We start from the raw sequence: 13,597 nt of genomic DNA on the forward strand, positions 1-13,597 counted from the left end.
GGTCAACCACCATGCTCCAGATCGAGATCGACCACCTGAACAAGCATTATGTCGGGTTTCATGCACTCAAGGACATCAATATTGCCATAAAGCAAGGTTCGTTCGTCGCCTTGGTCGGGCCATCCGGCTGCGGCAAGTCGACATTGCTGCGCACCCTGGCGGGGCTTGAAAAGATCAGCTCCGGCGATGTGCGCATTGCTGGAACCAGCGTTGTCGGCAAACCGCCGCGCGAACGCGATGTCGCCATGGTGTTCCAGTCATACGCGCTCTATCCGCATATGGATGTCGAGCGCAACATGAACTATTCGATGCGCCTGAAACGCCGCCCGAAGGATGAAATTTCGGAGCGGACACGCGCTGCCGCCGATACTTTGGGGCTTGGCGGTCTTCTGGATCGTTTGCCCAAGGCGCTGTCGGGAGGACAACGGCAACGCGTAGCCATGGGCCGGGCCATCGTTCGCAATCCGAAGGTCTTTCTGTTCGACGAACCGCTTTCCAATCTTGATGCCGCATTGCGGGTCCATATGCGCGGGGAAATCCGCAAGCTCCATGAGCGGCTGCAGGCGACATCTGTCTACGTCACCCATGATCAGGTCGAGGCAATGACAATGGCCGATCATGTTGTGGTGATGCGCTCCGGCGTGGTCGAACAGCAAGGCAGCCCTCTGGATCTTTACGATCATCCTGGCAATAAATTTGTTGCCGGGTTCATCGGTTCGCCCGCCATGAATTTCCTGCCGGCGACGGCAGAGGCTGGTGGCAAGATCGTCTTCAACAAAGATAGCACGCAGTCTATCCAGTCAAACTTCCATATCGAGGCGGGCCGGAAGTTATGGGTCGGTATGCGACCCGAACATCTCTCGCTTCAGTCCGGTTCTAACGATGTGGAAATTGATGCCGTTGTAACCGGCATCGAATCCACCGGCAGCATGACTTTCGTCGTCCTCGATGTTGCTGACCAGCCGGTAATCATGGCCCATAGCGGCAGACCCGGAAACGACAAAGGTGAGAAAGTCCGCCTGCATATTTCTGCGGACAATCTCCACCTCTTTGACTACGAGACAGAATTGGCCATCACGTCGGCCCGGACGACTTGAAGGCGAGCCTTGGAATAGCCACGTCGCTTTTGCTCATCAGCCAGAATATGGCCGGAGCAGAAGCGACGGCAATCCCCGCTGCGATCGAAAAGAAGACCGTATAGCCCAGATGCTCGGCGATCCAACCGGCACCGAGGCCTCCTACCATACTGACCATCCCGTCCATGCACTGGAAAAGCGTAAAGTCGACGCCGGCCTGTTTCGGATCAGACCAGCCCATGAACTGCGAATAGAGGGCTACGAAACCAATCGACATCACGCCGGAGGAACTGGCAATGGCAACCGCGATGATAACGGGCTTTGATGCGGTGCCACCGAAATTGAAGAAAGCGAAGGCGAAAAGCAGAGCGGCCTGCACGAGGATCGTCAGGATCAGCACAAAGCTTGCTCCCCATAGTCGAACGAGCGCGCCGCCAAGAAGAGCCCCGCCGAAACCAACCAGCATGCTCCCAAGGCCATTCAAAACCCCTATCGTCGCAAGATCGAAACCATAATCGATGAGGAAGGGACCAAGCATGGATAGTCCCCATTTCTGTGCAGCAACGTAAATCGCCGCGATCAGAAGGCCCTTTCTGATCTGCGGGCGTCGCAGCGCCACCATCAATGACGGAGCATGATCGCGAATCTCGACGACCGAACGCGCGGGTGGCCCGAAAATGAAAGGCAGGCCGAGAACAAGCACCCCAAGCGCCATAAGATATACCGCTGGGCTCCAGCCCATCCTGTCAACGAGAACGAGAAACAGCCCTGCTCCGATTGCGGAACCGAGATAGGCGCCGCCAACCTGGGCGGCGTTTCCCCAGCCATGATGTTCCTTTGCCAGCGATTCCACCGCATAGCCATCGCAGGCTATGTCCACGGTTGAGGTTATGAAGGCAATGAATGTCAGGCAGAACAATACCGGCATCAGCGGTGAAGGTCCGATCAACCCCATGGCGGCAAGACCGGCCGCGCAAAGAAGTCCTCCGACGAGCACGATCAATTGCGATCTATTGCGCCCGACCGGCGGCAGTCTGTATCGCTCTACATAGGGTGACCAGAGGAATTTTAACGCCCATGGCAGGACCGTCAGATATAAAAGTCCGATCTGGTCAAGTGGTAGACCCTGGTCCCGCAACACCGCCGGGAGTCCCAGCATCGTCAACCCGCCAATAACGCTCTGCGCCACATAAAGGCCGCCAACTGCGACAAAGACCAGTACCGGAGAAGGATTGGATAATTTCGCCATCAGAAACGGTACCGCATGCTGGCAACGACCTTCCTGCCTTCATCGAAATAGCAGAAACCGGTGGTGCAGATTTGCTTGACCTCATTGAGGAGATTGGTCGCATTGACCTGCAGGCGAACATTTTCGAGGGCTAAATCCAGCTTGCCGAAATCATAGCGGATGGAGGCATCGACAAAGGTTCGGTCCTTGTTGTCGAGCACCGGCGTATGGACATTATCGCCGAAACTCGAACCGACATAGCGCACGCCTGCCCCCACTCCGAGTCCGTCCAGCGGCCCATCCTGGAAGTCGTAATTCACCCAAAGCGAGGCTGTGTGATAGGGGGAGGAATTAAGCGTCTTGCCCTCCGTCTCCGGCGTCAGCCGGGTTATCTCGACATCATTATAGGAATAGGCGGCGATGAAGCTCAGCCCATTATCCATCGACGCTGTCGCCTCAAGCTCGAAGCCGCGGGATTTGAGATCAAGCTGCCTGAGCAGATTGGTGCCCGACGAGGTTTCGTAAACCGTGGCATTCTTCTGGTCGATGTTGAACACCGCAGCGGTCAGCAGGATATTGGTGTCGGGCACGGCATATTTTACGCCGACTTCCACCTGCTCGCCCAATGTCGGGCGCGCCTGCTGTGCAACGCTTCCGACGGTTTGGATCACGCCGGGATTGGCGACGAATGATGTGCCATAGCTGACATAGGGCGTCAGCCCGAATGGTGTGACATAGGCAAGCGCGACACGTGCGGTTGTTTCACTGTCGTCGCGTGCATAGCTGTCGCCGCCGGGTGTATATTCGCTGTCCACCCAGTCATGGCGCACTCCGGCAGTCAGCCGCCAGGCATCATAAGCGATCTGGTCCTGGGCATAAATGCCGACGGACCGCTGCCGCTGCATCTCCTCATAGGTGATTTCCGGAACATAGGTATGATCGTCGGTGAAGTTATCCGGCCCGCTGCCCTGCCGGGCGGTATATTTCATATAGCTGTAGTCAATACCGGTAACCAGTTGATGCTCGAGCGCTCCGGTGTCGAAATCGCTCTTCAGATAAGTGTCGGTCGCGAGGCCGCTATTGTCCTCATAGCCAAGACCGGGAAAATTCTCGAAGACCCATTCCTGACGCATGGAAAGGTCCGAGTAGCGCAGCTTGTGGTAAAGTGTCACCGAATCGCTGAGTGACTGTTCCAGCTCATAGCCTATGCGCCATTGCTTCTGGCTGAAATCATTGAACCGGGCATCGCCGCCATATTCAGGCGTCGCGCCTATGGACGTGCCGCCCGGACCATATTTATTGATGTAGCCCCACGTTCCACCGGTCGTGCTATCCATATATTCGCCCAGAACGGTCAGTTTCGTGCTCTCATCCGGTTGCCATGTCAAAGCAGGCGCTATGAACAGCCGGTCGTCCTTGACCGCATCGATCTCATTTCGCGCGTCACGGGCAACGCCAGTCAGGCGGTAGAGAAGCGTATTGTCCGCATTGACCGGCCCTGAAAAATCAAAGGCACCCTGCACCCGGCCATAGGAACCATATTGGATCTCGACCTCGCGGAGTCTTTCTTCTGTCGGTCGTTTCGAAACAACGTCCACGATCCCGCCCGAACTGCTCGCTCCATAGATTGAAGCTGCCGGCCCCTTCAAGGTCGTGATCGCCTCCAAACCATAGGGTTCGAGCCGGAACAGCCCATTGGGACTGCTGATCTGGCGCAAACCATCGCGAAATACACCCGTATAGGTCAGATCCATGCCGCGAATCTTGAAAGCATCGAATCTCGGTTCAGCTCCGAAAAGGCCGCCGCGTACACCGGGCGTATAATTCAGCGCTTCGACGAGATTTTGCGGCTTGATGTCCTGCAATTGCTTCTGGGTGACTGTGGAAAGTGAAACCGGTGCCTGCGCCACGGGCGTATCGGTTTTTGTCGCGGTTCGGCCAGATTTAGCCACATAACCATCGGATTCGATAATGCCGTTGACGCCTTCGGCGCTGCCATCAATGACGATCGTATCCAGCGTGATGGAGCCATTGGCCGCCGGTTGCGTTCCGGGTGCCGCATTCGTCGTTTGTGCCTGCACCATACCACCGGATGCCAGCAGCAGCACGCTGCCAAGGGCGGTTGATGCGAGCCAGCCGCATCCCGTCTTATCGTTCATATCAGTCATCTGGGACCCTTTATCATTCACGTCTTGCGGGGCACTGCCTCGCCTTTTCCACATCCACTGAAAGCGCAATGTAATCTTGACTCTTCCACTCATCTTTCCGTTAGGACAAGCCGGTTGAGTTTGCAACTATAAGTGGACAATAGCGGTAGACTTTTTGGGGATTGGCACAGGTTCCGCTTTTAAAAGGTCCGGCAGGGTGTTTTGCGCGTCTGAAGCGCCGCGAATTTGGGGGCCTGTCACATGGACTTCACAGACAAGCGTTTAACTTGTCCGAACGATGCCTGACCCGAAAGCGGGAACGCGTTGTAAGGCACTGATGCCTCCTTTCCGCCCTTCCCTGTGATTCATCAATGCAACGAGAAGACTATTGAGAGTAGCAAATACCCTGCATCATGGCCGGTTTCTGGAATGCTTGAAGGCTCTGGAAAGCAGCGATGGCCTTACCCGCCAACAACTGGCCGACCGATTGTCATTGCATCCCGTATCGATTGGGTTGCTTCTTCGCAGATTGATCGATGAGGAATTGGTCGTGGGCCGGGTCATCCATTCGGGCAAAACGCGCGGGCGACCGGTTACGACCTTCTTCATCAACCCGGCCGGATCAGATTCGCCCGCCGCAAAACAGGAAGCCTTACAGCGTGGTGGCAGCGCGCGATGCCTGATCATAGGCGCCTGAAAGGAAACGCAGAACTGCGGCTATCTCCGAAAGGGTTTCTTCTGCAGGGCGCGCATTGATCGTTGACGCTACAAATAAGCGTTCCCGTATCTGGGCATAACGCGCGCAGGCGTCGGAGCCTTTTTCCGTAATCCTGATAGTTTTTTCTTTGGCAATCTTACCGGTGCTGACCAAGCCGGCCGCTTCCAGTTTGCGAATAGCGTAGGTGGCAACATGGGTGTCTTCAATATCGAGCACCAGGCAAATGTCCGCCAACTTCTTTTCCCGGTCTCGATGGCGTACCGAATGGAGTATGAGAATTTCTGTTGCTGAAAGCCCCGGCAGTCCGGCAGCGGCCATGCATCGAACCATCCAGCGCGAAAAGGCATGGGAAGCGAGGATCAAACCATATTCTACTTCGGAAAGACCAGGGGAACCGCCATCGGCAAGATGTGCCGAAGACACGATGGGGCCGATTGACGTTACAGGCTTGAGATGCTTTGGCAGTGCTGTCGCAAATTGCTCTTTCTCTGCGTCATCATTATCCTGCGGCCCGGCCGTCATCATATCCGCCCCTCTTTTAATGACTTTATATCATCATTTTATCGATATATTGTCAACAATGAGCAGTCCATCACCTGGTCAAGGCTTGCTCGACAATCTTGGCTGGAGATGGTGTTTTGATCCGGGGAAAGTCATAGGCGTTTACTTTCGAGGTCGCATATCCCGCCCCCACCAGCGCCTCGGCGAGTTTGACTGCGGCGGTAACGCCATCAATGACGGTAAGACCGGTCGCAATGCTTAGCCGCTCGCACAAGGCTGACATTCCGGCGCAGCCAAGCACAATCGCTTCGGCGCGATCTTCCAGCTTCGCCTTATGAATCTGGATGGTCAAAAGCCGCTCTGCCTCGGCAGGATCACTGTCCACCCCAAGCACCGGCAGGTCGATTGCACGAACATTGCGGCAATGGCGATCAGCGCCATAGGCTGAAACGAGATCTTCAATGATAGGGATGGAGCGGGGCAAGGTGGTAATGACTGTAAATCGGCGGCTGATCGTCATTGCCACCTGCACCGCAGCCTGACAAATGCCCACAACAGGACCACGCGCAATTTCCCGTGCCGCATGCAGCCCCGGATCATCAAAACACGCGATGACATAGGCGTCGACACCCTGCGCTTCGCCTTTGACAATTTCCGACAACATGCTCGGAACCGCCATTGCCTCGTCTGTGCCGCCCTCGATGCTGACGGGTGTATCCAGCGGATTGACGGCAGTCACGCGTGTTGTCGGGTTGGCAACCCGCATGGCGCTCTCAAGCACCTGGGCAGTCATGGAGGCCGTTGAATTTGGATTAATCAGATGAATATGCATGGTTCAGTTCCTTCACCGCGTCAGTCGCGCCGGGATTTAATGAAATCAGAGATTGACGGGGGTTCGAGAACGAACTGTCGGTCAGATGTGATGTAATTGTCAGCATGAAGGCGGGCGATGGGCTGATAGACTTCAGGATTGACATAACGCCCTTCGGCATCGAGACAATCGCGGCGGACATGCATGTGCACGACCTCACCGAGAATGAGCACGCGGCGCGGATATTCGATCAGGCGTTCCACACGGCATTCTAGTGAGCATGGGGCGGTGGCCACATAATTGGCATCGAGCTTGGCGCATTTTTCCGCCTGAAGGCCCGCCATTTCCAATTCATCGATCTCGCTGTCAAAGCCCAAGCCGCAAACAAGCATTTGCTGGGCAATGGTCATATCAACCATATTGACGACGAACTCGCCGGTGCGGCGAATATTGATCATGGTGTCTTTTTCTTCACCCGATTGCCGCGGTTGCACACCAAGAACCACGATAGCCGGATCATGGGAGAAAACATTGAAGAAGCTCATCGGAGCCGCATTGCTGTGTCCAGCCTGCGAGCGGGTGGTCACAAGCGCAATGGGTCGCGGGCCGATAAAGTTGGTCAGCAGACGATACCGGCTGTCCGGTTCCAATGTTGTAAAGTCAAACTGCATTGCAACCTCCCCTCTCTATAATTATCGTGTACAATTTCTAGTATGAATTGTCTACAATTATGCAGACAAAATAAGTTGACATTTTTCGTTTGATCGCGAATGTCTGTGTTCAAGAGGAGGCGCGCAAATGACTGAACAAACAGGGGTTTCTGCACAGGATATTGTTGAACGTGTCTGGCTTTCCATCGCCGAGCGGCGGCTTCGTCCAGGCGTCCAGCTTAAAGAAGGCCAGCTCGCAGCGATTTTTGATGTCAGCCGCGCACGCGTCCGCCAGGCTCTTGCCGCGCTGGAGCGCGACGGTCTTGTCACGATCATCCCCAATCGCGGTGCCTTCGTTTGCCAGCCCTCGGTGGAAGAAGCACGCGACGTATTCTTCGTACGAAGAGCGGTCGAAAGGTGCATCGTAGACCGGCTTTGCAAATCCATCTCCAAGGCCAATGTCACAAGACTGCGAACCCACGTTGCCAAGGAAAGAACCGCCAACGCCCAGAACATCACGACCGATATTATCAAATTGTCCGGCGGCTTTCACTTGCTGCTTGCCGAAGTTGCCAGTTCCGACTTCCTCTTTGCTACGATGCGCGATCTGATTTCCAGAAGCTCGCTGATTACGGCGGTCTACCGCAATACCAATCGCTTCAATTGCGGCCCGGACGAGCACGCGGATATTGTTGAAGCGATTGCCCGTGGCGATCCAGAGACTGCGACAAAGCTTATGGAGCATCATCTGGAACATGTCGAAACCGAGCTTGACCTGAGCGAAATCCGCGACCAGCCTCATGATCTGAAGTCCGCCCTGGCATAAATACCCTGTCTCATAGCGCCACGGCGGCTTCGCGTTCATCGACCAGATGACAGGCAATGCGGGTACCATTGCTCAACATGCGCACTTCGGGAATTTCCACTGAGCATCGCTTTGTTGCAATCGGACAGCGCGGATGAAATGTGCAGCCTGAAGGCGGCTTGAGCGGGCTTGGCACTTCACCGCTAGCGGGTGCGCGATTTCTGTTCGGGTTCTGCACATTCGGGATCGTTTGCAGCAGAAGCTGCGTATAGGGATGGCGGGGGTCGGCGAAAAGCTTTTCCGTATCGCCCTCTTCCACGATCCGGCCGAGATACATAACGGCAATGCGATCCGACATGTGCCGGACGACACTCATATCGTGGCTGATGAAAAGATAAGTCAGGCCAAGTTCATCCTGCAATTTGCGCATGAGGTTGAGAACTTGGGCCTGAACAGACACATCGAGTGCAGAAGTCGGTTCATCGCATACGAGAAATTCCGGTTCGCTGGCGAGCGCGCGCGCAATCGATATGCGCTGTCGCTGTCCGCCCGAAAACTCATGCGGGAATTTTTCGCCATCGGAGATCGACAGGCCGACAATCTGAAGCAATTCCTCAACCCGGTCCGCAATCTCTGACCGTGTCTTCAGCAGCTTCAATTCACGCAGCGGCTCGGCGACAATGTTCTTGACGCGCCAACGCGGATTGAGCGATGCAAACGGGTCTTGGAAAATCATCTGCACGGAAAGAGGCGCGCCCTGCGCGCCGGGTGCAAAGCGAAGCGCACCACTGGTTGGCCGGTGCAGTCCCGTCACAAGGCGCGCAACGGTGGATTTGCCGCAACCACTTTCGCCGACAATGCTCAGGCATCCGCCGGCAGGCACGGTAAAGCTGATATCATTGACGGCATGGAGATATTGACGCGGTTTCCTCTCCAGAACCCGGCTGAGCCATGGCGCGGAAACATCGAATGTTTTGACAAGGCGCTCTGCGGTAAAGGCCGGCATTTTTTGTTGAATATCCATTATGCAACTCCTCCCGCATTCAGCCAACAGGCGCTCGCACCAGCACCGGCCGGGATCAGAACCGGCTGCTCGCGGGTACAGCGCGGACCAGCCGATTTGCAGCGTGTGTTAAAGGCGCAGCCATCAGGAATGGCATCAAGCCGTGGCATGGAGCCATCGATCTGGTTGAGCCGTTCGACCCGGGCAGCAAGCGCCGGAATGGAAGCCATAAGGCCGCGCGTATAGGGATGTTTTGATGCGTGCAGCACCTGTTCCACCGGACCGACCTCGATCAGCCGCCCCGCATACATGACCGCTACCCGGTCCGCGGCTTCAGCAATGACGCCCATATCGTGGGTGACAAGCATGATCGCGGTTTGCTTTTCCTTGCACAGTCGGCGCAACAGGGAAATGATCTGCGCCTGAATGGAAACATCAAGCGCCGTTGTCGGTTCGTCGGCAATGATCAGCCGGGGCGATGCGGCAAGCGCCAAGGCAATAACCACTCTTTGCCGCATGCCGCCGGAAAACTGATGCGGATAATGATCGACACGCTCGGAAGGTGAAGGAATGCCCACCTCGCCCAGCAGTTCAATCGCCCGTGCTTTCGCCTGTGCCTTGTTCATATCCAGATGTTGACGGATTGTTTCGGTCAACTGCGCGCCGACCGTGAACAGAGGATTGAGTGAGGTCAGCGGGTCCTGAAAGATCGCGCCAATCTTGCGCCCCCGAATCTTCTCCATCTCATAATCGTCGAGCGTGTCGATCCGCCGTTGTTCGAGCCAGATTTCACCGCCGCTAATGTGGCCGGGCCGCTCCAGCAGTCCCAATATGGACAGGCCGGCCATCGACTTCCCTGCGCCGGACTCGCCTACCACACCAAGGATTTCGCCAGCCCTTATGTCGAGGCTGACATCCGAAAGCGCGGTGACCGTGCCATGGCGGCCGGGAAATTCCACCCTGAGGTTACGAACGTCAAGAATGAGTTGACCGGCTGCTTCACCCATTTGCGTTGCTCTCCATTGGATAGCTGGAAGGAAATATCTCGGATAGCGGCGGATGCGCCCAGCTTCGTTCCGGATATTTTGCGACAAGGCGGTCAAACTGTTCCTGCGCCTGTATCTGCGCGGATTCCATGTCGATACCGGCAACCTTGCCGCCAAGCATTGAAAGTCGTCCGTCGACAAACGTCCCGCGTGTCACCTTGCCTGATCCGCCTGTGACAAGCGTTGTGATCGGATCAATTGCCGGTGTCATGATCACATCATCAAGGCCAAACACCGCAATATCCGCCCGAGACCCCGGTGATAGCTGGCCGATATCCGTTCTGCCCAGTGCTTTTGCCCCGCCAAGGGTCGCCGCATCAAAAAGATCAGCAGAACGCACACGGTCCGGCACGCCATCATTGATGCGGGAGGTTATCAAACCGACCAGCAGATTCATCAACATATCGGCAGGCGCCGTATCGGTACCCATTGCGATATTGATGCCTCGGCTGCGGCAGGCAGAGAAGGAATTGAGCGTGTTTCCGCCACGAGCTGAAACCAGCGGACAATGAACGATGGAAACATTGTTTTCCGCATAGAGGCGCAAGTCTTCTTCAGTTGCGTTGGTCGCATGCGGCGCAATCAGCCGCTCGCTCAGCAATCCATGCTTGGCAAGCCAAATGGGTGCCGTCGTGCCATGCAGCGCCCGCACTGTTTCAACTTCCATTATGCCCTGCGCCATATGCAGGCGTATCTTGCAGCCAAGTTCCTGCGCAGCAGCGTCCGTGCGCTTGAGCAATTCTATTGTACAGGTTTCCACCCGATCCGGCGCAAGCATGCCGCGCACAAGATCGCCGCCCCGCCCCGAATGCTCTGCGATAAATCGCACTGCATCGTCCAAACCGCGTAGCCCGCGTCCTTCATCAAAGACGGGAATGATCTGGCCCGGACTTTCCAGCACCATGCCGCCAGCACGATAGGCAGGGCTGAGATAGACCCGCAGACCCATTTCCTCCGCTGCATCCGCTGCCGCTTCAAATTCGGCAACTGTCTCGCCCCATTCACGATAAAAAAGCGAAGCGATGGGAGCCGCCGTCGTTATGCCGTTCAAAAGCAATTGTCCAAAGGCAAACCGCTTTTGAAAAGCCAGTTCCTCCGGCGTGTACATTTCATAGGGGCCGGCTTCAACATAGGATCGCGGCCAGACACGGCCCTTCGCCCAACCGGGATGGTTGTCGATACCCAGAATAGTCGTATCCAGATCGGACAAGGCGTCGAGATCGATAAGACCGGGGCTGATCAAAGCCTTTCCAAAATCGACGCGGCGAGCCACCTCGCCCGCAAAACTATGGCCGACGAAAAGCACCTTGCCATCTTCGAACACAACCTCTCCCTTGCGGAACAGGCGATGAGTGCCATCGCTATGACCAAGCACCCAATCGGCGGTCAGCAATGTCCTGCCTGCCAACCTGACGCCGAGTTGCAAACTGTCCAGATTTCCTGTCATGGCATATCCACAATGGCTTGACCGGCGCGGGCTGTCACGCGCCCGCGCTTGATAACCAATGGACGCGGCGCCACGTCAACAACAGCATGGGCAAGCGTCTCGCCCGTCAGCAATGTCATGTCCGCATTGCATCCAATGTTCAGGCCATATCCTTCGATCCGCATGACATCAGCACCACCCTGCGAGACAATGTGCAGGACATGCTCCAACTCGTGATCTTTCCGCATTCCGTTTTTCATGCCGATGATCTTGGCACGGTCGAGCATATCAGGCTGACCCCAAGGCCCCCATGTATCACGAATGCCATCGCATCCGCCGCCAACCCGAACGCCTGCTTCCTTGAGCCTCATGACGGATGGCACTGCCGCCGATGGCGCGCCGGTTGTGAGGATTGCCACATCCAGCGCGGCTAGCTCATCAATCAGTTTGCCGACGCGCAGATAATCATTCATGCCGAGCGCGAAAGCATGACTTATGGCCACTTTTCCCTGCATGCCATTGGCACGGATACGCTCGAAAATCAGCTCCATCGTGAAGGCGCCAAGATCGCCTGCCTCATGGAGGTGGATGTCGATTGGCCGCTGATGCTTGACCGCCAGAGCAAATATTGTGTCCAACTGCCCCTTGGGATCGCGGTCAATGCCGCATGGGTCGATGCCGCCCAGAACTTCGCAGCCCTGCGCAAGCGCCTCATCAAGCAGTTCCTTCGTTCCGGGCATGACCATAAGGCCGGATTGCGGAAATGCGACAATCTCGATATCGATGATATCGCGCAGTTTTTCACGCGTTTCCCAAACGCCCTCGACAATGGAAAGCCCATGGGTGGGATCAATATCGACATGGCTGCGTATATGGGTTGCACCGTGGGCCGCCAGTCCGATCGCGTGGCGCATGGATTGGCGATGCGGGTCAATCCCGATATCGCTGCGGTTTTCCCGCTCAAAGTCGATACGCTCGCGCAGGATCGCCGCGCGATTATTCACATGCCAGGGCATGCCCCATGTGGTCTTGTCGAGATGGGTATGCGCATCGATAAGTCCGGGGATAACGATGGAGTTGCCCCCATCTTCCACCGCCATGCCAGGCTTGGGCTCGAAACGACCGAAACCGGAAATTTCACCGTTCTCGATAAGGATGTCGCAGGTCTCGCCAGCCATGGGTCGCACATTGCGCAGCAGCAAATCGGTCATAAATCATCTACCTCAATTTTGGATTCAGGGCGTCACGCAGCCAATCGCCGATCAGATTAACTGCAACGACGAGCAGGCACAGCTGAAGCACCGGGAAGAGCACGATCCACCAGGAACCGGAAAACAGGAACTGATTGCCGATACGGATCAAAGTTCCGAGTGAAGGCTGGCTTGGCGGCATGCCGATACCCAGAAAGGACAGCGTGGCTTCCGTCAAAATGGCCATGCCGAAATTCAAGGTGGCGGCGACGAGCACGGGCGTGAGCGTATTTGGGAGAATATGTTTGCCCATGATCCTGCGCGCAGGAACCTTGATCAGCCGTGCCGCATGCACATAGTCCTTGCCGCATTCCACAATCGTCTGGGCGCGTACGGTTCGCGCATATTGCACCCAAGCCGACAGAGCTATCGCAAATACCAGCACGGCTGAGGCGCCCATCTCGCGAAGGTCCGCTGGCAACATCTGCCTCACCACTGTCGAAACCAGTATGGCAACTAGAATAGTGGGAATGGACAGCGTTATGTCGCCAATGCGCATCAGAAGATTGTCGATAAAGCCTTCGAAATAGCCCGCGACCAGACCCGCACTCATGCCGATCAGCAAGGAGAGCGCCACGGATGCTATGCCGATGAAAATGGAAATCCGCGTCCCGTACAAAATTGCCGAAAGCATGTCGCGGCCCTGCGTATCGGTTCCGAGCAGATAGGGCCACTCGCCACCTTCCTGCCAATAGGGTGGAAGCTCTGCTTTCCACATGTCGAGCTGCGCACCATCATAGGGATTTTGCATGGCGATCAGCGGCGCGAAAACCGCTGTCAGAATGAGCACTGCCAATATGACCGCGCCCGCAATCGCAACCTTGCTATGCTTGAACGACCACCACAGGTCACTGTTGCGAATGCGCTTGTGCAAAGGCGGTCGCGCCGGTCTTGGCAATTTGGGTGGCTTGGTTGCATCAATGGTCATTGATCCGG

Annotated in this window: 13 protein-coding genes; 3 read left to right on the top strand and 10 right to left on the bottom strand. The window is 56.1% G+C overall.

Annotated features, from left to right (window positions below):
• Positions 1–11 precede the first annotated feature (11 nt).
• Complete coding sequence (locus ACTJI9_RS13850) at positions 12–1,097, top strand: ABC transporter ATP-binding protein (protein WP_440808697.1); 1,086 nt, start codon at positions 12–14, stop codon at positions 1,095–1,097.
• On the opposite strand, the gene ACTJI9_RS13855 is transcribed toward ACTJI9_RS13850, so the two are convergent.
• Both ACTJI9_RS13855 and ACTJI9_RS13860 read right to left on the bottom strand, forming a co-directional pair.
• A complete protein-coding gene (locus tag ACTJI9_RS13855) occupies positions 1,075–2,325 on the bottom strand; it encodes an MFS transporter (protein WP_440808699.1) in 1,251 nt (416 codons plus the stop codon). The genes ACTJI9_RS13850 and ACTJI9_RS13855 overlap by 23 nt on opposite strands.
• Positions 2,325–4,472 (bottom strand): TonB-dependent siderophore receptor, encoded by a 2,148-nt coding sequence (locus ACTJI9_RS13860; protein WP_440808702.1) that lies wholly within the window; start codon positions 4,470–4,472, stop codon positions 2,325–2,327. Before ACTJI9_RS13860 ends, ACTJI9_RS13855 begins: the two co-directional genes overlap by 1 nt.
• A gap of 367 nt (positions 4,473–4,839) precedes the next feature.
• On the opposite strand from ACTJI9_RS13860, the gene ACTJI9_RS13865 reads away from it, so the two are divergent.
• Complete coding sequence (locus ACTJI9_RS13865; protein ID WP_307275790.1) at positions 4,840–5,148, top strand: hypothetical protein; 309 nt, start codon at positions 4,840–4,842, stop codon at positions 5,146–5,148.
• Here ACTJI9_RS13865 and ACTJI9_RS13870 read toward each other — a convergent pair.
• The 3 genes from ACTJI9_RS13870 to ACTJI9_RS13880 all read right to left on the bottom strand — a co-directional run bounded on the left by ACTJI9_RS13870 (position 5,104) and on the right by ACTJI9_RS13880 (position 7,152).
• Positions 5,104–5,691: a winged helix DNA-binding protein gene (locus ACTJI9_RS13870; RefSeq protein ID WP_440808899.1), complete on the bottom strand. Its 588-nt coding sequence runs from the start codon at positions 5,689–5,691 to the stop codon at positions 5,104–5,106. The two genes, ACTJI9_RS13865 and ACTJI9_RS13870, sit on opposite strands and share 45 nt — an antisense overlap.
• Before the next feature lie 70 nt (positions 5,692–5,761).
• Positions 5,762–6,502, bottom strand: a complete 741-nt coding sequence (locus ACTJI9_RS13875) for an aspartate/glutamate racemase family protein (RefSeq protein WP_115053771.1) — start codon at positions 6,500–6,502, stop codon at positions 5,762–5,764.
• A 20-nt stretch (positions 6,503–6,522) separates the two neighbouring features.
• The gene (locus ACTJI9_RS13880; protein WP_115053770.1) at positions 6,523–7,152 is read right to left on the bottom strand and encodes a flavin reductase family protein; all 630 of its coding nucleotides are present in this window, start codon (positions 7,150–7,152) and stop codon (positions 6,523–6,525) included.
• A gap of 127 nt (positions 7,153–7,279) precedes the next feature.
• Between ACTJI9_RS13880 and ACTJI9_RS13885 the strand changes: the two genes are divergently transcribed.
• Entirely contained in the window at positions 7,280–7,957 is a 678-nt protein-coding gene (locus ACTJI9_RS13885) for a GntR family transcriptional regulator (protein ID WP_115053769.1), read from the top strand.
• Positions 7,958–7,967: 10 nt separating this feature from the next.
• On the opposite strand, the gene ACTJI9_RS13890 is transcribed toward ACTJI9_RS13885, so the two are convergent.
• The 5 genes from ACTJI9_RS13890 to ACTJI9_RS13910 are packed head-to-tail and all read right to left on the bottom strand — an operon-like array spanning position 7,968 to position 13,589.
• The gene (locus ACTJI9_RS13890) at positions 7,968–8,960 is read right to left on the bottom strand and encodes an ABC transporter ATP-binding protein (RefSeq protein ID WP_440808707.1); all 993 of its coding nucleotides are present in this window, start codon (positions 8,958–8,960) and stop codon (positions 7,968–7,970) included.
• Entirely contained in the window at positions 8,960–9,946 is a 987-nt protein-coding gene (locus tag ACTJI9_RS13895; protein WP_115053767.1) for an ABC transporter ATP-binding protein, read from the bottom strand. The genes ACTJI9_RS13890 and ACTJI9_RS13895 overlap by 1 nt, the downstream gene beginning before the upstream one ends.
• Positions 9,939–11,432: an amidohydrolase family protein gene (locus ACTJI9_RS13900; RefSeq protein ID WP_440808711.1), complete on the bottom strand. Its 1,494-nt coding sequence runs from the start codon at positions 11,430–11,432 to the stop codon at positions 9,939–9,941. Before ACTJI9_RS13900 ends, ACTJI9_RS13895 begins: the two co-directional genes overlap by 8 nt.
• On the bottom strand, positions 11,429–12,622 hold the full coding sequence (locus tag ACTJI9_RS13905) for an amidohydrolase family protein (protein ID WP_440808713.1): 1,194 nt from the start codon (positions 12,620–12,622) through the stop codon (positions 11,429–11,431). The genes ACTJI9_RS13900 and ACTJI9_RS13905 overlap by 4 nt, the downstream gene beginning before the upstream one ends.
• A 7-nt stretch (positions 12,623–12,629) precedes the next feature.
• The gene (locus tag ACTJI9_RS13910) at positions 12,630–13,589 is read right to left on the bottom strand and encodes an ABC transporter permease (RefSeq protein WP_115053764.1); all 960 of its coding nucleotides are present in this window, start codon (positions 13,587–13,589) and stop codon (positions 12,630–12,632) included.
• Positions 13,590–13,597 lie beyond the last annotated feature (8 nt).

The sequence above is a fragment of the Phyllobacterium sp. 22552 genome (assembly GCF_052044585.1).
GTDB lineage: Bacteria > Pseudomonadota > Alphaproteobacteria > Rhizobiales > Rhizobiaceae > Phyllobacterium > Phyllobacterium ifriqiyense.

Excerpts from the sequence above, each read along its gene's own strand:
- ACTJI9_RS13890 (WP_440808707.1), bottom strand. The coding sequence starts at position 8,960 with ATGGATATTCAACAAAAAATGCCGGCCTTTACCGCAGAGCGCCTTGTC.
- ACTJI9_RS13885 (WP_115053769.1), top strand. The coding sequence starts at position 7,280 with ATGACTGAACAAACAGGGGTTTCTGCACAGGATATTGTTGAACGTGTC.
- ACTJI9_RS13910 (WP_115053764.1), bottom strand. The coding sequence starts at position 13,589 with ATGACCATTGATGCAACCAAGCCACCCAAATTGCCAAGACCGGCGCGA.
- ACTJI9_RS13905 (WP_440808713.1), bottom strand. The coding sequence starts at position 12,622 with ATGACCGATTTGCTGCTGCGCAATGTGCGACCCATGGCTGGCGAGACC.
- ACTJI9_RS13895 (WP_115053767.1), bottom strand. The coding sequence starts at position 9,946 with ATGGGTGAAGCAGCCGGTCAACTCATTCTTGACGTTCGTAACCTCAGG.
- ACTJI9_RS13855 (WP_440808699.1), bottom strand. The coding sequence starts at position 2,325 with ATGGCGAAATTATCCAATCCTTCTCCGGTACTGGTCTTTGTCGCAGTT.
- ACTJI9_RS13875 (WP_115053771.1), bottom strand. The coding sequence starts at position 6,502 with ATGCATATTCATCTGATTAATCCAAATTCAACGGCCTCCATGACTGCC.
- ACTJI9_RS13900 (WP_440808711.1), bottom strand. The coding sequence starts at position 11,432 with ATGACAGGAAATCTGGACAGTTTGCAACTCGGCGTCAGGTTGGCAGGC.
- ACTJI9_RS13870 (WP_440808899.1), bottom strand. The coding sequence starts at position 5,691 with ATGACGGCCGGGCCGCAGGATAATGATGACGCAGAGAAAGAGCAATTT.
- ACTJI9_RS13860 (WP_440808702.1), bottom strand. The coding sequence starts at position 4,472 with ATGACTGATATGAACGATAAGACGGGATGCGGCTGGCTCGCATCAACC.
- ACTJI9_RS13880 (WP_115053770.1), bottom strand. The coding sequence starts at position 7,152 with ATGCAGTTTGACTTTACAACATTGGAACCGGACAGCCGGTATCGTCTG.
- ACTJI9_RS13850 (WP_440808697.1), top strand. The coding sequence starts at position 12 with ATGCTCCAGATCGAGATCGACCACCTGAACAAGCATTATGTCGGGTTT.